Genomic DNA, 16,161 nt, shown 5'->3' with positions numbered 1-16,161 from the left:
GGGGAATCGATGCGCAATGTGGCAGTGCCGGCCGCTGTGGTCCTGGCAGGTGTGCTGGGGCTCGCGGCCTGCGGCGGCAGCACCGAGGGAGGCGACCAGACGGTCCGGACCGCCGACCGCGGTGCCGCGCCGGACGGCAAGACCGACACCCCGCTCGCGAACACCGACCCGTGCAGCCTGCTCAAGCCCGCCGACGTGCCGGAACTCAGCCAGAAGAGCGGTGCCGCGGCCAAGACCGCCGGTCGCTGGTGCCAGGGCAGCGGCTACGGGATCTTCATCTCCGAGGTCGATCTCAAGGGCTACTTCGGCCTGTTCAAGAACCCGACGGTCAAGCCGATCCCCGACATCGCCGGGTACCCGGCGGGCACGATCGAGGTCGCCGCCTCGGGTGCCAGCACCTGCGCGGTCCTCCTCGCGGTGACGACGCACGAGGTGGTGACCGTCACCGCGGACACCTGCGACATCGGCAGGAAGGCGGCGACCGCGATCGCGGGCCGCATCCCGCGCTGAGCTACGAGACGTCCCCGATCGCCTCGTCCAGAATGGACAGTCCGAGGTCGATCTCGCCGTCGGCGGCGGTCAGCGGCGGCGCGATCCGGAACACCCCTCCCATGCCGGGCAGCTGCACGATGTTCAGGTGCAGCCCGAGTTCGAGGCACCGCTGCGTCACGCGCGCGCCGAGCTTGTCCGCGTCCGGTCCGCCGCCGCTCAGTTCCAGTCCGGCGAGCAGGCCACGGCCGCGGATCTCGCCGACCGCCTCGTGCCGCGCCGCGATTTCCTCCAGCCCGGTGCGCAGCCGGTCGCCGAGCTGGCGGGCGCGTTCGTCCAGGCGGTCGCGGAGCAGCACGTCCAGGACAGTGTTTCCGACTGCGGCCGGGAGCGGATCCGAGACGTGCGTGGTGAAGAACAGGTACCCGCGTTCGTGGGCTTCCTGCTCGATTTCCGCGCTCGTCAGCACCGCGGCTAACGGCAGACCGGCACCGAGCGTTTTGGACACCGTGAGGATGTCCGGAACCACGCCGTCGTGCTCGAAGGCGTACCAGGTTCCGGTGCGGCACAACCCGGTCTGCGCCTCGTCGAGGATCAGCAGCATGCCGCGTTCCCGGCATTTCCGTTGCAGCGCGGGGAAATAGCCCGGCGGCGGCACGAGAATTCCGCCGGAGCTGAGGATCGGCTCGACCAGGCAGGCGGCGAGGCTGCCGACCGACTGCGCGTCGATCAACTCGAACGCCAGGTCCAGCTGCTGCGGCCAGTCCGGCCCGCTGGGCACCGGAATCGCGAAGTTGCCGGGCGCGCCCGGACCGTAGCCCTTGCGGCCCGCGCTGTAGGTGGCGCTCGCCGCGGCCTGCGTCATCCCGTGCCAGGACCGGGCGAACGAGACGACCTCGTGCTTGCCGGTCACCAGTTTGGCCATCCGCAGCGCGGCCTCGTTGGACTCGGCGCCGGTGGTGAGCAGCAGCGCCTTCTCCAGCGGGTCCGGCAGTGTTTCGGCCAGCCGCCGGGCGAGGTCGACCACCGGACGGCTCAGCATCCCGCTGAACAGGTGGTCGAGCTTCGCCGCCTGCTTCCGGACGGTCTCGACGATCTCCGGATGCGCGTGCCCGAGGATCGCGCTCATCTGCCCGGACGTGAAGTCGAGGATCCGCCGCCCGTCCTCGGTGAAGACGAAGCTCCCCTCGGCGCGGTCGATGATCTCGCCGGTGAACGAGCCGGGGCCGGCGTAGCGGACGAGGTGCCGGTCGACGTCGGACCAGAAGGTGTCGGTGGCCATGTCTTCGACGGTAGAGCCGGTCCGAGCGCCGCGTCCATCTCACGGTTTCTGCTTGCTTGTGCGATGGAATCGAACAACGATGGCGGCATGTTGAACCCGTGGCGGCTGCGGCTGTTGAGCCGGCTCGCCGTGCTGGGCACAGTTCGCGCGGTGGCGCAGGACGTGAATCTCAGCGCTTCGACGGTGTCGCATCAGCTCGCGCTGCTGGAGACCGAAACCCGCACCCGGCTGCTGGAACGCACCGGCCGCCGCGTCCGGTTGACTCCCGCCGGGGAGAAGCTGGCCCGGCAGGCGCGCGCGATCCTCGACCATCTCGACGCGGTCGAGGCCGAACTGCGCGGCGACGAACCGGCCGGGCTGGTGCGGATCGGCGCGTTCCAGAGCGCGATCCACACGTTCGCCGTGCCCGCCGCGACCCGGCTCGCGCGGACTTATCCGCGGCTGGAAACCGAACTGGCGGAACGGGAACCGCACGAAAGCGTCCCCGCGCTGCGGGCGGGCGACAGCGACGTCGTCATCACCACGACCGATTTCGCCGACCTGCCGCTGGGCCCCGATCTCGAGATCATCCGGCTGGCGACCGATCCGATCGTGCTGGTCACCGCGCTCGACCGGCCGGAGCCGCCCGGACCGGCGGTGCTCGCGGACTACGCGGGCGAACCGTGGGCGCTCGACATTCCCCCGTCGTACATGGCGAATCTGACGCTGCGGCTCTGCCGGGAATCGGGGTTCGAGCCGCGCGTGGTGTGCCGGTTCAGCAACTACCTGATGACGTTGCAGCACGTCGAGGCCGGGCTGTCGATCGCGTTGCTGCCCGGGCTGGCGGTGGATCCGCGGTATCGGGTCGCGACGAGGGCGCTGGCGACGCCGGTGACGCGCACGATCGTCGCGGTCACCCGGCGAGGTTCGCCGCGGCGGGCGGCGGTGAACGCGGTGCTCGACGCGCTGCGGCAACCGGTCGAGCTTCCGGCGATGGTGGAACAGGCTTAAGGGAGTTCTGCTCTTCGCCGGCTCCGGCGGGGAGAGCCCGGCAGGGGCGCTGGGGGACGCCCCTGCCGGGAGGAATCACTCGCTGTGCTGGGAACGGCGGCGCAGGAGGAACGCGCCGCCCGCGGCTGCCGCGGCCGCTCCGCCGATGGAGAGCGCGATGGCCGGGCTTCCGTCCCCGTCGGTGTTCGGGGCGTTGACGGCGTAGCCGCCGCCCGCGCCGGTCTTGTCGTAGGTCGAGCCGGGCAGCTTGTCGCCGTAGCGTTTCTGCAGTTCGGCCCGGTAAGCAGCCAGGGTCACCCGGGTGCCCGCCGGGACGCCGGAGACCGCGCCGTCGAGGACGGTCACGGTGTTGCCGGTGACGGAGTACCACGCGTTGACCTGCGGTTCGTGCAGCAGGTAGCCGCCGTGCGCGGCCGCCGCGTGGACCTGTTCGTCGTTGCCCGAGGCGACGTTGACGACCTGCCACCCGGCCTTGCTGGGCTGCGCCCACACGGTCGCGGCGCGGCCGTCGGCGAGGTGGGCGGGGGAAGCGACGTAGGCGAGTGCGGCGGGGACGTCCGATTCGCCGGCGATGAAGGCCGCGGTCGGTTCGTAGACCGGGATCTGCGTGGTGGCGTCGGCGGCGGCGCGGGTGGCGTGCGCAGCTGCCGGCGCTGCGCCGGGGAACTTCGTGTGCGCGAGACGGGCGGCGGTGTCCGGGCTGGCGAGCAGGCCGGAGATCGCCGCGGTGTCCGACGGGGACGGTCCGGTCGGCGATTCGGCGGCGGACGCCGGGTTCGCGGCGAACACCGCGGCGGCGATGGCTCCCGATGCGACGGCGGTGCGGAGGATGGTTCGCAGCATGAGTCAGCCCACCATTCCGTAGACGGTGTGGGTCCAGGCGAATTGGTTGTTGGAGACGTAGTAGCTGTAGTTCATGGAGTTGTAGCGGTTGTTCGACGGCCACGGGTCGCCGTATTCGACGATGTTGCCGTCGGAGTCGTCGTAGCCGTAGAGGACGTGCATGTGGCCGCCGCCCGACGTCCAGCCGATCCGGGTGCCGATGGGCTGCCCGGCGTCGATCTGGTTCTTGATGCCGGAGAACGAGAGCCGGTATCCGTTGGAATTGTAGTTGCCGGCGTTGCGGAAGCCGAGGTAGCGGAAAACTCTTTGCTGGTCGCTGAGATAGCCCTGCCGGTTGGCGCAGTCGCTGCCGGATTCGTTGTGCGCGATCTGGCAGAACCGGGTCTGGGTCAGGGAATAGCCCCAGAACGCGGCGATGGTGTTGCCGCTGGCGTCCCAGCACCACTGGTCTTTCTGCTGGGCCTGCATCGAGATGTTCGTTTCTCCCGCGTCCGCGGCGGCGGGAACGGCGAGCGCGGCCGTCGCGGCGGCGGCGACCGCCGCTATCGCGCGCAGAATCGAAGAAGGCACTTTCACGGGTCCTCCAATGGGGAAGCCCGGCCGGGCCGGGGAATTCCCGGACCGGTGGGGAAGGGGAGCGATGCGCCCGGAACGCTACGCGCGCGAAGTTTGCGGAGACTACCGACGAACGGCGGTATTCCGCTGCTGTTCCCGCGGCGGCGATATTTCTACGCCGGTCGATTATGTGCGCGCCCGGCGTCGACTATAAGGCAATTCATTCCGGAAAGCATTCGGCAATCCGGCTTTCGTAGGGTGTTTTTCCGTTGAACCGCGCCCGTCGTTCGTCGGCGGCCGATCCGGCGACCCGGCGGCCGGATCGCGCCAGGTCGGGCCGCTGCCCCGGTCCGCCCGCCGCGCGCGAGGGGGAGGAGAGCCGGTTTCGGGGGTATGAGACACTTGATCGGTCATGACTGCCCTCCCTCTTGTTTTCGACGCGCCCAAGCGCGGCCTGCCGCCGCGCCATCTCGCCGACCTCACGGTGGCCGAGCGAGCCGAGGCCGTCGTCGCGCTGGGGGAGAAGGCGTTCCGCGCCAAGCAGTTGTCGAACCACTACTTCTCGCGGCTCACCGTCGACCCGGCGGAGATGACCGACATCCCGGCCGCCTCGCGCGAGAAGCTCGTGGCGGACCTGATGCCGCCGCTGCTCACCGAGGTCCGCGCACTGGCCGCGGACGGCGGCGCGACCCGCAAGACCCTGTGGCGCGCGCACGACGGGACGCTGCTGGAAAGCGTGCTCATGCGCTACCCGGACCGCGCGACGCTGTGCATCTCCAGCCAGGCCGGCTGCGGAATGGCGTGCCCGTTCTGCGCGACCGGCCAGGGCGGCCTCGACCGCAACCTCTCGACCGCGGAAATCGTGGACCAGGTCCGCGACGCCGCCGCGGTCATGCGAGACGGTTCGATGCCCGGCGGCCCGGGGCGGCTGTCGAACATCGTCTTCATGGGCATGGGCGAACCGCTGGCGAACTACAAGCGGGTGGTGGCGGCGGTGCGCCGGATCACTGATCCCGCGCCGGGTGGCCTGGGGATTGGTCAGCGTTCGGTGACGGTGTCGACGGTGGGTTTGGCTCCGGCGATCCGGAGGCTGGCGGACGAGCGGATGCAGGTTCGGTTGGCGGTGTCGTTGCACACGCCGGACGATGAGCTGCGGGACACGCTGGTGCCGGTGAACAGTCGTTGGTCGGTGGACGAGGTGTTGTCGGCTGCGCGGTATTACGCGGATACGTCGGGTCGGCGGGTGTCGATCGAGTATGCATTGATCCGCGATATCAACGATCAGCCCTGGCGGGCGGAGTTGCTGGCGAAGCGGCTGCGGAAGCACTTGGGCCAGTTGGTGCACGTGAACGTCATCCCGTTGAACCCGACGCCGGGCAGCAAGTGGGATGCGTCGCCGAAGCCGGTGGAGCGCGAGTTCGTGCGGCTGGTCAACGCGGGCGGGGTCGCCTGCACCGTGCGGGACACCCGCGGTCAGGACATCGCGGCGGCCTGCGGGCAGCTCGCCGCCGAAGGTTGAGCGAACAGTTCAGAGTGGAGTAGTTGTCTTGTTGTGTGCGCCGAGCCTGCTCGATCCGGCGGCTGAGGAACTGAAGCTGGCTGACGTCAACGGCCGCCAGACCGCGGTGGACGTGGCCCGGACGGCCCGCACCCTGCTGGGCGAGCGGTTCGATTCGGGAAGCTTCACCTACGTCCTGATGCGCGCGTTCGAGGTCGACTACCACGCGGCCCGCGAGGCCGCCCGGTGGCACGAATTCCACGGCGGAGCGGCCGCGTTGTCGGACGACGCGCTGGAGAAGCTGCTCGCACCGTGGCTGGGTCGCTGACCGTAGCGAGCACCGGCGGGCGGTGAAGCGCGCCGCGGGGGGATGGTGCCGGGTGCACCACCCGGCGCGAATCGGGGTGCGGGGTGTCGTACCCAAGCGCGAACGCGATGGCGACAGTGGGCCTCACGTTCGAGCGACAAGGACACCCAGATGCCCCCTCAACGACGAGTGCGTGGTGCTGCCGCCGCAGGCGTGGTCGCGGTCGCCACTGTTGTGATCGGAAGCTCCGTCCGCAGGCGGGACGCTTCGTACGGTCTGTCCGCTCCGCGCCGAAAAGTCCGGGTCGTGCGCGAAATCCCGCGGGTGCGGGAGCAGGCGAAGAGCCGGTGGACGGTCTTTCTCGCCTTCGGGATGCTGGCGGTCGCGAGCCAGGCGCTTTTCGTGAACTACGCGCCGGTGACCGCGGACGCCGCCCGGCATTTCGGCGTTTCCGTCAGCGATATCGGCTGGCTGTCTCAGGTTTTCCCGCTGATCTACGTGGTTCTCGCGATTCCCGCGGGGATCGCGCTCGACCGGTTTCTCCGGCCGGCGCTGATCCTCGGGGCGGTCCTGACCGCCTCGGGAGCGTTCCTGCGGCTGGTCGGCGACGACTTCACCTGGGCCTTCATCGGGCAGGTCGTCGCCGCGGCGGGCCAGCCGTTCGTCCTCAACGCGATCCCGGGTCTCGCCGTGGGGTACCTGGCCGCGAAGGACCGTGCCACGGGCATTGCCGTCGCGTCCTCGGCGACCTTCGGCGGCATGGTTCTCGGCTATCTGCTCGGCGCGTTCTTGCCTGGTGAGGGCCACATTCGCACCCTCACGCTGATCACCGCGCTGATCGCACTGGACGCCGGCCTGTGTGTGGTCGGAGCACTGCGCGTGCCACCGGCGCAGGCCAGCCCCAGTGGTGGCCTGCGGGCTTTCCGCGCGGCGTTCGGGAATCGCTACGTCCGCCGGTTGTGCGCGGTCGTCGCCATCCCGATGGGCACGTTCATCGCGCTCGCGACGTTCGCGCAACCGCTGCTGGCGCCGGCCGGAATCCCGGAATCCACCGCGGGGCTCATTCTCGCGGGCACCATGATCGCCGGGGTGCTCGGCTGCGCGGTCGTGCCGGTGTGGGCGGACCGGCGGGGCCGTGAGGTCGGGCTCATGGGCGCGGGGATCGCGTTCACGGCCGTGGCCTGCCTGCACCTGGCACTGGTGCCGAGCGTCCCGATGGCCTTCCTCGCGTTGCTGGGGACCGGTTTCGTGCTGCTGCCCGCGTTGCCGATCGTGCTTTCGCTGAGCGAACGGCACGCCCTCGACGCGGAGAGCACTGCCGCCGGGCTCATCTGGATGGCGGGCAATCTGGGCGGAGTGGTGCTGGCGACGGCAGTCGGTTTCCTCGTCGCCAGCCCGGCTCTCGCGTTCGCAGGGCTCGCCGGGGCGACCCTGCTGGCGCTTCCGGCACTGCACTGGTTCCGGAAGCTGGAGAACTCGTAGCTTCAGCTGGGGCCGGCGGTCATGACTTCCGGCGCGATGTCCAGCACCAGCAGCGCGGCCGCGACATGGGTGGGGTTGTTCTCGACCTTGACGACCGACAGCTCGTTGGCGCGCGAGACTCGCCGTTCGACGGTGTTGCGGTGGGCGTAGAGGTTCGCGGCCGCGCGCGTGGTGTTGAAACCGCATTGCACGTAGGTGAGGAGTGCCTGCCGTAGCGCCGGATCGGCTTCGGCCAGCGGGCCGAGAGTGTGGACGACGAACCGGCGGGCGCTGGCTCGGTCTTTCGTGAGGGCGTCGATCAGCTCGACGTCGGCGTAGGCCGTGAACCGCCGGTCGGAGCCGAGCCGGACGATCAGCGCCTGTGCCGCGAGAGCATCCTGGTGGCTGGACCGGAATCCGTCGAGCCCGCGGCCCGGCCTCCCCGCCGCGACGCGTACGTCGTCGGCCGTCGTCACGATCTTCTCGGCCGGGTGCAGGTCCGGGGTCTCCGCTCCGGACAGCCAGATCCAGCGCGAGGTGGCACTGGCCCGGGCGACCAGCGTGCTCCGGTCCGCGTCCGCGGAGCGCAGCGACGCGGTCGCGTGGTCCAGCGCGCCCTGCTGGCCGGGATCGTCGACCCACAGCACGAGACCCACGTGCCACCGCGCCATCCGGTAGCGCAGGCGGCCCTCGGCGAAATCCTCGGACATCGGCGCCCCGCTGGCGATCATCTGGATCAGGGAGATCGCCTCGGCGTCCGCGTTGCCCATCGCCGCGGCGAGGCTGGCCTCGCGCAGGGTCGCGACCGAGTCGAGGGCGTACTGGAACATCGACTTCGCCGACACGTCCAGTACGCCTACGAGAAGCTCGCGGTCCGCGCAGTGCGCCGTGCATTCCTCCAGCCACCGGCGCCAGCCGAGCCCCAGCGCCGCCCGCCACCCCTCGGCGAAGTCGGGCGCGATCCCGCGGGCGGCGAGATCGCCGATGTACGCGGTGATCCTCGGGCCGAGGTAAGGCTCCACCCGCTGTCCCGGGCGCTGGATGTTCGAGGTCAGCCATTGGACGAGATCCGAGCGGTTGAGTTCGCGGTCCTCCTCGCCCAGCGACGCGTCGGTGAGCACCGCCGGGTTGTACGGCACCCGGCGGGTGGACCTGGTGACGGCGTCGACCAGCGCTTCCGCGTCCGCCAGGAGTCGCTGGCACACGGACCGGATCGCCTCGGCGACCTCGGGGGGCGGCGGGGGCCACAGCTCTTCCATCCCCGAAGTGTGCCTCGCGCCCGGCGAGTCGGCACGGCCTGTGCCGGGGGAGTGCATCGTGCACCGGCTCCGGGCGAAGCCGGTGCTCGCTGTCGTTGTGACCGGCGTCGCGGCTGGCGACAGTGAAGCCTCATCAGCAGCCGGCTCAGCGAGGAGAGGCAGACATGACAGCTGAGGTGTCCGACGCGGTCGAGGAATTCGACGTCGTCGTCATCGGAGCCGGAATCTCCGGAATCGGCGCGGCGACCTATTTCAGCCGGGAACTGCCCGGAAAATCGCTCGTCGTGCTGGAGGGCCGCGACAACATCGGCGGCACCTGGGATCTTTTCCGCTACCCGGGCATCCGCTCGGATTCGGACCTGCACACCTTCGGGTACGAGTTCAAGCCGTGGCGGCACGAGTCGGCGATCGCCGACGCTCCGCTCATCCGGGAGTACCTCCAGGAAACCGTGGAGGAGAACGACCTGGGGCGGCTGATCCGGCTGCGCCACCGGGTCGTCCGGGCGGAATGGTCCACAGTGGACTCGCGGTGGACGCTGCTCGTGGAGGTCCCGGATCCCGCCTCGGGATCGGCCACGACGAAGACGATCCGGGCGAGGTGGGTGTTCGCCGCCACCGGCTATTACCGGTACGACAAGGGGTTCACCCCGGAGTTCCCCGGGCGCGAAGACTTCGCGGGGACGATCGTCCATCCGCAGCACTGGCCCGAAAACCTCGACTACCGCGGCAAAAAGGTCGTCGTCATCGGCAGCGGCGCGACCGCGGTGACGCTGGTGCCCGCGATGGCAGGCACCGCTCAGCACGTCACGATGCTGCAGCGCACGCCCACCTACATCATGGCGCTGCCCCGCGTCGACCGGGTCGCCGCGCTTCTCACGAAGCTGCTGGGAGAAAAGCGCGGATACGCCGCGACGAGGTTCAAGAACATCTGGGTCGAACACGGGACGGTCAAAGGCCTGCGGGCGTTCCCGAAGCTCGGGCGAGCGCTGATCCGGCGCGAGAACCTCAAGCGGCTGCCCAAGGGATTCGACGTCGACAAGCATTTCAACCCGCCCTACGACCCGTGGGACCAGCGGCTGTGCGTGGCGCCGGACGGAGACTTCTTCGACGCGCTCAAGGCCGGCACCGCTTCCGTCGTCACCGACGCCATCGCGAGGTTCAGCAAACGCGGCATCGTGCTGGAATCGGGCGAGGAGCTGGAAGCCGACATCATCGTCACCGCGACCGGGCTCAACCTGCGGCTGTTCGACGGCATGCCGATCGTGGTCGACGGGCGCGAGGTCGACATCGCGGACTCGGTCTCCTACCGCGGGATGCTGCTGAGCGGGATTCCCAACTGGGCGATGGCGATCGGCTACACGACCTCGTCCTGGACGCTCAAGGTGAGCCTGATGTGCCGCTACTTCATCGATCTGGTCCGGCACATGGACGCCCGCGGCTACGACCGCGTGGTCGCGGTCGCGTCGCCGGGGATGCCGCACCGGCCGGTCATGGACCTGAAGGCCGGCTACGCCAAGCGCGCCGAGAAACGGCTGCCCAAACAGGGGCAGGCGGCCCCGTGGCGGATGGCGATGTCCTACCCGGAGGACGCCAAGGCGCTGCGCGGCCCGGTCGCCGACGAGCACCTCGAGTTCGGCGCCGCCCGGCCGGCGGTGGCGCCCGGGGAGAGGCGGTCGGCCCGTGTCTGAGGAGAACCCCGACCAGTACGCCGCGCTGCCGTCCGGCATCACGATCTGCTTCCGCGACCACGGCGACCCGGCCGACCCGGCGATCCTGCTCGTCGCCGGTCTGGGCGAGGACCTCACGTTCTGGCCCGTCTCGTTCGTCGATTCCCTGGTGGCTCGGGGTTTCCGTGTCGTCACGATGGACAACCGCGACGTCGGCCAGTCCACCTTCGTGGCCGCCCCGCCGCCCGCGCTGTGGCGTCAGCTGCTCGCCCGTCCCCGCGGCGACGCCTATTCGCTGGCGGACATGGCCTCCGACGCGCTCGGTGTTCTCGACCACCTCGGGATCAGCCGGGTGCACCTGGTCGGCCGGTCCATGGGCGGGATGATCGCGCAGACGGTCGCGGCGGCCGAACCCGCGCGGGTCCTCTCCCTGACCTCGATCTTCTCGACCACGGGCGCGAAGAAGGTCGGCCAGCCGGCGCTGTCGACGATGCGGTTGCTCGCCGCCCCGCCGGCGCGGACCAGGACCGCGGCGGTGCGCGCCCACCTGCGGATCACCAGCCACATCGCCGGAACGGGATACCCCATCGACGACGCGGCCGAGGCCGCCGTCGCGGCCCGCGGCTGGGACCGTGCCGCCGGCGACCTCGCCGAGGGCACGGCCCGGCAGATCCAGGCGATCCAGGCCTCCGGGGACCGGACCGCGCAGCTGAGCCGGATCACCGCGCCCACCCTGGTGCTCAACGGCGACCGGGACCTGCTGGTCGCCCCCACCGGAGGCGCCGCGACGGTGAAGGCGATCCGCTCCGCGCAGCACGTCGTCATTCCCGGCATGGGGCACCACATTCCCGAGGCGCTGGTCGAGCCCATCACCCAATACGTCTCGGAACACGCCAAGCGCGTCACCGAAGGGGGAAACCATGCCCGGATTTCCTGAACGGAGCGCGGCCCGATGAAGATCGACAACGTCGAGTACAGCACTTTCAGCGGCTGGATCGACCCGCCCGCGGACATTCTCCCCGGCCTCGACGGCGACCTCGCGTGCGATGTCGCGGTCGTCGGCGGCGGCATGGGCGGCATGGCGACGGCGCTGCGGCTCGCCGAGCGCGGCCAGGATGTCGTGCTGCTGGAGGCCGAGTTCTGCGGCTACGGCTCCAGTTCGCGCAACGGCGGCCAGATCGCGAGCGTTCCGGGCGGGGACCTCCGGCTGCTGAGCCTCTTCTATCCCAAGAAGGTGCCCGGAATGGTGCGGCTGGCCGAGAATTCCGCGAGCTTCGCCGAAGACCTCATCAAGACCCACGGCATCGACTGCGACTACGAGCCCAACGGCCTCGCGTTCGCCGCCGTGGGACACGGGCAGATGCTCCGGACGCGGACCCTGGCGGCGATTCTCCGGCGCGCGGGCGGACGCGGTCGCGTCGGCACGAGCGAGGAACTCGGCATTCCCCGCGCGTTCGTCGGCGGCATGCGCGAGGCCGTGGGCGGAATGCTGAACCCGGGCAAGCTGAGCCGGGGAGTGCGCCGCGCCCTGATCTCGTCCTCGGCCCGGGTTTTCGAACGGACCAAGGTCACCGAGGTGCGGCGGCACGGCGGCAAGGTCGTGCTCTCGACGCCCGGCGGGACTGTGCGGGCGAACAAGGCGGTGCTCGCCACGAACGCGTATTCGGGGGAATGGGACATCACCCCCAAGCGGCTTTCGGTGCCGATGTGGCTCATCGAGATGGAGACCGAGCCGATCGCCCCGGAGCGGCTCGCCGCGCTGGGCTGGACCAGCCGGTCGGGCGTCATCACCCAGCACCAGGTCATGGAGCACTACCGGCTCACCGCACGGGGCACGATCGTGTTCGGCGTCCGGCGCGTCGAGCGCGGCAAGACTTACCCGTTGCCGGCGAAGGCCCCGGACCGGGCGATGGTCGAAGAACTCGCCGGTGCGTTCGCGACCCGGTTCCCCTCGCTCGCCGACGTCGCCGTGGCGCGGGCGTGGGGCGGCTGGATCGCGATCACCTCGTCCTGGCTGTCGATCGCCGGCCGGCTCGAGGACGACATCTACTACTCGATCGCGTGCAACGGACACGGATTGGCTCAGGCGCCGTACGTCGGATCGCTCCTGGCCGACCTGATCGTGGACGGATCTCGGCACGAGGATCTCGACGGCATCTGGGCGGAGAAACCGAAATTTCCTCCCTTCGCGATGGTCGGCCCGCTCGGCTTGCGCACGGTGTGGGCACTCGACCGCTTCACCGATCTGATCAACGGCAGCCGGCGCCGGGCCCTTCGAGCGGCCGCCCGGGTGCGCTGAACCGATTCCCTCACCTCTCACCGCACGCGAAGCCGCGTGGGCAAAGGAGAAAATCATGTCGAGTTCCCGAGCGGCCCGCCCCCAGGTCGCTTCAGTCGATGTCGTGGTCGTCGGCGCCGGGTTCGCCGGCCTGAGCGCCGCCGAGCGGCTCGTGAGCACCGGCCAGTCCGTCCTCGTCCTCGAAGGCCGCGACCGGGTCGGCGGCCGGTCGCTGTCCGGCGAAGTGGCCGGGGTGCGCGTCGATCTCGGCGCGACCTGGGTCTCCCGGCGGCACACGGCGATCCGCGACCTCGCGAGCCGGGCCGGGTGCACCCTGACCGGACAGTTCGCCGAAGGCCGCAACGTGCTGTGGATGGCCGGACGGCGGCGCACCTACCAGGGCACGATTCCCCCGGTCTCGCCCGCGGCGCTGGTCGACATGGCCCGCGTGCAGCAGGCGCTGAACAAGCTGGTCGCGAGCATCGACGCCGAAGCGGCCTGGAATTCTCCCCAGGCCGGCGAACTCGACGCGATCTCGTTCGGCGAATGGCTCGACCGGAAGCACGCGCTGGCGGCCACCCGCGCCCTGATGACCATCGTCAGCAAGGTGCAGTGGGGCTGCAGCCCGGGAGACGTCTCGCTGCTGCACGCGTTGCGCTACATCCGCGCGGCGGGCGGCGTGGACCACATGCTCGACGTGGAGGGCGGCCAGCAGCAGGAGCGGTACGTCGAAACGACCCAGGAGATCGCGAAGCGGGTCGCGGAGCAGCTGGGCGACCGGGTCGTGCTCGGGACGCCGGTTCGCCGGATCTCGCAAGACGGCCACGGCGTCACGGTGCGCACCGATTCGGCGGAAATCAAGGCGAAGTACGCGATCGTCACCGTCGCGACGCCGCAACGCGCCGAGATCGAATTCGACCCGGCCCTGCCCGAACAGGCCGAGGGACTCGCGAAAACCTGGCGCATGGGCGTGCTGAGCAAGGCGTTCGTCGCCTACGAAAAGCCGTTCTGGCGGGCCAACGGACTTTCCGGCGAGGCACTGACCGACACCGGAACCGTGTTCATCACCTTCGATGTTTCGCCCGATGCCCACGGGCCGGGCATCTTGATGACGTTCTGCGACCCTCGGGTCTTCGACGGGTTCAGTCCGCAGCTCCGGCGCGGCAGGGTCGTCCAGCAGCTCGTCCAGCTGTACGGCACGCAGGCGAGCGCGCCCATCGACTACCTGGACCACTGCTGGGGAGCGGAACCGTTCGCTCCCGGAGGCCCGAACCCGGCCGTCGCCCCTTACGCGACCACGACTTACGGCCCGGCCCTCACCGAACCGCACGGGCGCGTCCACTGGGCGGGCACCGAAACGGCGGGCGAATGGGCAGGCTGCATGAACGGCGCCGTCCTGACCGGTCAGCGCGCCGCCGAGCGCGTCGCGGCCGCCGCGGCGCGCGAACTCCAGGAGGTGCCGGTGCGATGAAGGACGTCCTTTTCCTCCTCGCTGATGTGTGGATGATTTTCTGCGGCTATTTCTTCGGCTGGAAATTCATCCGCCGCTACGGCAATTACCTGCTCGGCCTCGAATGGATGGTCGTCGCGACTTCGGGCAGCAACTTCCTCGTCTGGTCGCTGCTCGGTGCCAGCGAGGGCAGCATCCTTTACGACATCGCGTATTTCTTCGACGCCTTCTCGCGGTCGGTCGGCATCACGCTCATTCTGGTCATGGGCTTGATGAAGGTCACCCGGCACTACAAGCCGAGCCTCGCCGTCGACATCGGCGTGTTCGCGTTCGCCACCGCGGCCGGGCTGTTCCTCCGGCACTTCCACGGCGAAGACCCCTGGGTCGACCACGGTGCGTTCGCGGTCGCCGCCTTCTACGTCGTCGTCAACCTCGCCACGGCAGGCTTCCTGGCGTACTTCGTGAAGCGGCTCTGGACCGCCGGCGCGAAATGGCCGGCGATCTGGACCGGACTGGTCACCGCGGCCGCCACCACCATCGCGATCACCTACGACTTCTTCCCCTTCTCGTTCGACGACGCGAACCGCACGTTCTTCTACACCGCCGCGCTGGCGACGTGGGGCACCCAGGGCTTCGTCTACTTCTTCGCCTACCGCGCGCTGCACAACCACAACGTGGCCTCGGGCGCGAAGAAAGCGCAGGAAGCGGGTGCGGCGTCATGAACTCGCCGTCGTACGCCGTGGTCGATCCAGCGACCGGCGAGCTGGTGCGGGAGTATCCGGCCGCGACCGACGCGGCGATGGAGTCGGCACTCGAGGCGGCCGCGAATGCCTACCGCGACTGGTCGAAGCAGACCACTCTGGCTGAGCGGGCCGAGGTGCTGCGGACCGTCGCCGCCCTGCACGACGAGCGCAGCGGCGAACTCGCCCGCATCGCGCAGCGGGAGATGGGCAAGCCAGTGGCCGAGGCCGTCGCGGAGGTCGAGTTCAGCGCGTCGATCTACGCGTACTACGCCGCGAACGCGCACAAGTTCCTCGCCGACGAGCCCGTCGAGCTGCTCGAGGGGGAGGGCGCGGCGTTCATCCGCCGCCAGCCGATCGGCCCGCTGCTGGGCATCATGCCCTGGAACTATCCGTACTACCAGATCGCCCGGTTCGCCGCGCCGAACCTCGTGCTGGGCAACACCATCGTGCTCAAGCCCGCGCCGCAGTGCCCGGAATCGTCCGCGGCCCTGCAGCGGATCTTCGCCGACGCCGGCTGTCCCGAGGGCTGCTACGGCACCGTCTACGCGACCAACGACCAGGTCGCCGACGCCATCGCCGACCCCAGGGTGCGCGGCGTGTCCTTCACCGGTTCCGAGCGGGCCGGTGCGGAAATCGCCGAAAAAGCGGGCCGAAACCTCAAAAAGGCGGTGCTCGAACTGGGCGGCTCCGACCCGTTCCTCGTGCTGTCCTCCGCCGACCTGGAAGCCACCGCCCAGGCGGCGGTGGACGCCCGGTTCGAGAACGCCGGGCAGGCTTGCAACGCGGGCAAGCGGGTCATCGTCGCCGCCGATCTCTACGACGAATTCCTTGACATATTCACGAAAAAGGTGCTCGCCACCGCTGGCGGGCTGGCTCCGCTGTCCTCGGCAGCAGCCGCGGAGCGCCTCGAAGCACAGGTGCAGCGGGCTGTCGACGACGGCGCGACCCTCATCGGCGAAGGACGCCGCGAAGGCGCGTTCTTTCCTCCTGGCGTCCTGACCGGGGTGTCGCCGGATTCGCCGTCCGCCGCCGAGGAATTGTTCGGCCCGGTCGCGACGGTCTATCGAGCGGAATCCGAAGCCGAAGCAGTCGAGCTGGCCAACAGCACTCCGTACGGGCTGGGTTCCTACGTGTTCACCACGGATCCCGAGCAGGCGATGCGGGTCGCCGACCAGATCGAGGCGGGCATGGTCTTCGTCAACGGCGTCGGGCTCGAAGGCGCGGAACTGCCGTTCGGCGGGGTCAAGCGGTCCGGCTTCGGCCGGGAACTCGGCCGGGCGGGGATCGACGAGTTCGCCAACAAAAAGCTCATCCGCACGGCTCGGGCCTGAACCAGAGG

Annotated in this window: 15 protein-coding genes; 11 read left to right on the top strand and 4 right to left on the bottom strand. The window is 69.9% G+C overall.

Annotated elements, in window-relative coordinates; translation table 11 throughout:
* The first annotated feature begins 9 nt into the window (after positions 1 to 9).
* Positions 10 to 510 (top strand): DUF3558 domain-containing protein, encoded by a 501-nt coding sequence (locus tag F9C11_RS39325; protein WP_409182405.1) that lies wholly within the window; start codon positions 10 to 12, stop codon positions 508 to 510.
* 1 nt (position 511) lies between these two features.
* On the opposite strand, the gene F9C11_RS39320 is transcribed toward F9C11_RS39325, so the two are convergent.
* Entirely contained in the window at positions 512 to 1,771 is a 1,260-nt protein-coding gene (locus tag F9C11_RS39320; protein ID WP_409182404.1) for an aspartate aminotransferase family protein, read from the bottom strand.
* An 87-nt stretch (positions 1,772 to 1,858) separates the two neighbouring features.
* On the opposite strand from F9C11_RS39320, the gene F9C11_RS39315 reads away from it, so the two are divergent.
* Complete coding sequence (locus F9C11_RS39315) at positions 1,859 to 2,761, top strand: LysR family transcriptional regulator (protein WP_409182403.1); 903 nt, start codon at positions 1,859 to 1,861, stop codon at positions 2,759 to 2,761.
* 75 nt (positions 2,762 to 2,836) lie between these two features.
* Here F9C11_RS39315 and F9C11_RS39310 read toward each other — a convergent pair whose 3' ends face one another.
* Positions 2,837 to 3,604: a hypothetical protein gene (locus tag F9C11_RS39310; RefSeq protein ID WP_409182402.1), complete on the bottom strand. Its 768-nt coding sequence runs from the start codon at positions 3,602 to 3,604 to the stop codon at positions 2,837 to 2,839.
* A gap of 3 nt (positions 3,605 to 3,607) precedes the next feature.
* Positions 3,608 to 4,180 carry a papain-like cysteine protease family protein gene (locus F9C11_RS39305; RefSeq protein ID WP_409182401.1) on the bottom strand — a complete coding sequence of 191 codons (573 nt, stop codon included), beginning with the start codon at positions 4,178 to 4,180 and terminating at the stop codon, positions 3,608 to 3,610.
* Between the two features lie 391 nt (positions 4,181 to 4,571).
* Between F9C11_RS39305 and rlmN the strand changes: the two genes are divergently transcribed.
* The 3 genes from rlmN (at position 4,572) to F9C11_RS39290 (ending at position 7,446) form a co-directional block, all read left to right on the top strand.
* Positions 4,572 to 5,678, top strand: coding sequence for a 23S rRNA (adenine(2503)-C(2))-methyltransferase RlmN (gene rlmN, locus F9C11_RS39300; RefSeq protein ID WP_409182400.1), 1,107 nt, complete (start codon positions 4,572 to 4,574; stop codon positions 5,676 to 5,678).
* 28 nt (positions 5,679 to 5,706) lie between these two features.
* Positions 5,707 to 5,985: a hypothetical protein gene (locus F9C11_RS39295; protein WP_409182399.1), complete on the top strand. Its 279-nt coding sequence runs from the start codon at positions 5,707 to 5,709 to the stop codon at positions 5,983 to 5,985.
* 285 nt (positions 5,986 to 6,270) lie between these two features.
* The gene (locus F9C11_RS39290) at positions 6,271 to 7,446 is read left to right on the top strand and encodes an MFS transporter (protein WP_409182398.1); all 1,176 of its coding nucleotides are present in this window, start codon (positions 6,271 to 6,273) and stop codon (positions 7,444 to 7,446) included.
* A 2-nt stretch (positions 7,447 to 7,448) separates the two neighbouring features.
* Here F9C11_RS39290 and F9C11_RS39285 read toward each other — a convergent pair whose 3' ends face one another.
* Positions 7,449 to 8,684, bottom strand: coding sequence for a helix-turn-helix domain-containing protein (locus tag F9C11_RS39285; RefSeq protein WP_409182397.1), 1,236 nt, complete (start codon positions 8,682 to 8,684; stop codon positions 7,449 to 7,451).
* A gap of 164 nt (positions 8,685 to 8,848) precedes the next feature.
* Here F9C11_RS39285 and F9C11_RS39280 point away from each other — a divergent pair, with 164 nt between their 5' ends.
* From F9C11_RS39280 to F9C11_RS39255, 6 genes are read left to right on the top strand one after another with little or no spacing between them, the layout of a single operon-like run.
* A complete protein-coding gene (locus F9C11_RS39280) occupies positions 8,849 to 10,372 on the top strand; it encodes a flavin-containing monooxygenase (RefSeq protein ID WP_409182396.1) in 1,524 nt (507 codons plus the stop codon).
* Entirely contained in the window at positions 10,365 to 11,288 is a 924-nt protein-coding gene (locus tag F9C11_RS39275; RefSeq protein ID WP_409182395.1) for an alpha/beta fold hydrolase, read from the top strand. Before F9C11_RS39280 ends, F9C11_RS39275 begins: the two co-directional genes overlap by 8 nt.
* Positions 11,289 to 11,303: 15 nt before the next feature.
* Complete coding sequence (locus F9C11_RS39270) at positions 11,304 to 12,650, top strand: NAD(P)/FAD-dependent oxidoreductase (RefSeq protein WP_409182394.1); 1,347 nt, start codon at positions 11,304 to 11,306, stop codon at positions 12,648 to 12,650.
* 55 nt (positions 12,651 to 12,705) lie between these two features.
* A complete protein-coding gene (locus F9C11_RS39265) occupies positions 12,706 to 14,100 on the top strand; it encodes a flavin monoamine oxidase family protein (protein WP_409182393.1) in 1,395 nt (464 codons plus the stop codon).
* Complete coding sequence (locus tag F9C11_RS39260) at positions 14,097 to 14,801, top strand: transporter (protein WP_409182392.1); 705 nt, start codon at positions 14,097 to 14,099, stop codon at positions 14,799 to 14,801. The genes F9C11_RS39265 and F9C11_RS39260 overlap by 4 nt, the downstream gene beginning before the upstream one ends.
* A complete protein-coding gene (locus tag F9C11_RS39255) occupies positions 14,798 to 16,153 on the top strand; it encodes an NAD-dependent succinate-semialdehyde dehydrogenase (RefSeq protein ID WP_409182391.1) in 1,356 nt (451 codons plus the stop codon). The genes F9C11_RS39260 and F9C11_RS39255 overlap by 4 nt, the downstream gene beginning before the upstream one ends.
* Positions 16,154 to 16,161: the final 8 nt, after the last annotated feature.

Source organism: Amycolatopsis sp. VS8301801F10, assembly GCF_046195355.1.
Classification (GTDB): Bacteria; Actinomycetota; Actinomycetes; order Mycobacteriales; family Pseudonocardiaceae; genus Amycolatopsis.
This window is presented reverse-complemented; position numbering and strand designations above follow the sequence as displayed.

Bases quoted from the DNA above. Each gene is read 5' to 3' on its own strand.
- F9C11_RS39320 (WP_409182404.1), bottom strand. From the start codon at position 1,771: ATGGCCACCGACACCTTCTGGTCCGACGTCGACCGGCACCTCGTCCGC.
- rlmN (WP_409182400.1), top strand. From the start codon at position 4,572: ATGACTGCCCTCCCTCTTGTTTTCGACGCGCCCAAGCGCGGCCTGCCG.
- F9C11_RS39280 (WP_409182396.1), top strand. From the start codon at position 8,849: ATGACAGCTGAGGTGTCCGACGCGGTCGAGGAATTCGACGTCGTCGTC.
- F9C11_RS39265 (WP_409182393.1), top strand. From the start codon at position 12,706: ATGTCGAGTTCCCGAGCGGCCCGCCCCCAGGTCGCTTCAGTCGATGTC.
- F9C11_RS39325 (WP_409182405.1), top strand. From the start codon at position 10: ATGCGCAATGTGGCAGTGCCGGCCGCTGTGGTCCTGGCAGGTGTGCTG.
- F9C11_RS39270 (WP_409182394.1), top strand. From the start codon at position 11,304: ATGAAGATCGACAACGTCGAGTACAGCACTTTCAGCGGCTGGATCGAC.
- F9C11_RS39310 (WP_409182402.1), bottom strand. From the start codon at position 3,604: ATGCTGCGAACCATCCTCCGCACCGCCGTCGCATCGGGAGCCATCGCC.
- F9C11_RS39260 (WP_409182392.1), top strand. From the start codon at position 14,097: ATGAAGGACGTCCTTTTCCTCCTCGCTGATGTGTGGATGATTTTCTGC.
- F9C11_RS39285 (WP_409182397.1), bottom strand. From the start codon at position 8,684: ATGGAAGAGCTGTGGCCCCCGCCGCCCCCCGAGGTCGCCGAGGCGATC.
- F9C11_RS39315 (WP_409182403.1), top strand. From the start codon at position 1,859: ATGTTGAACCCGTGGCGGCTGCGGCTGTTGAGCCGGCTCGCCGTGCTG.
- F9C11_RS39255 (WP_409182391.1), top strand. From the start codon at position 14,798: ATGAACTCGCCGTCGTACGCCGTGGTCGATCCAGCGACCGGCGAGCTG.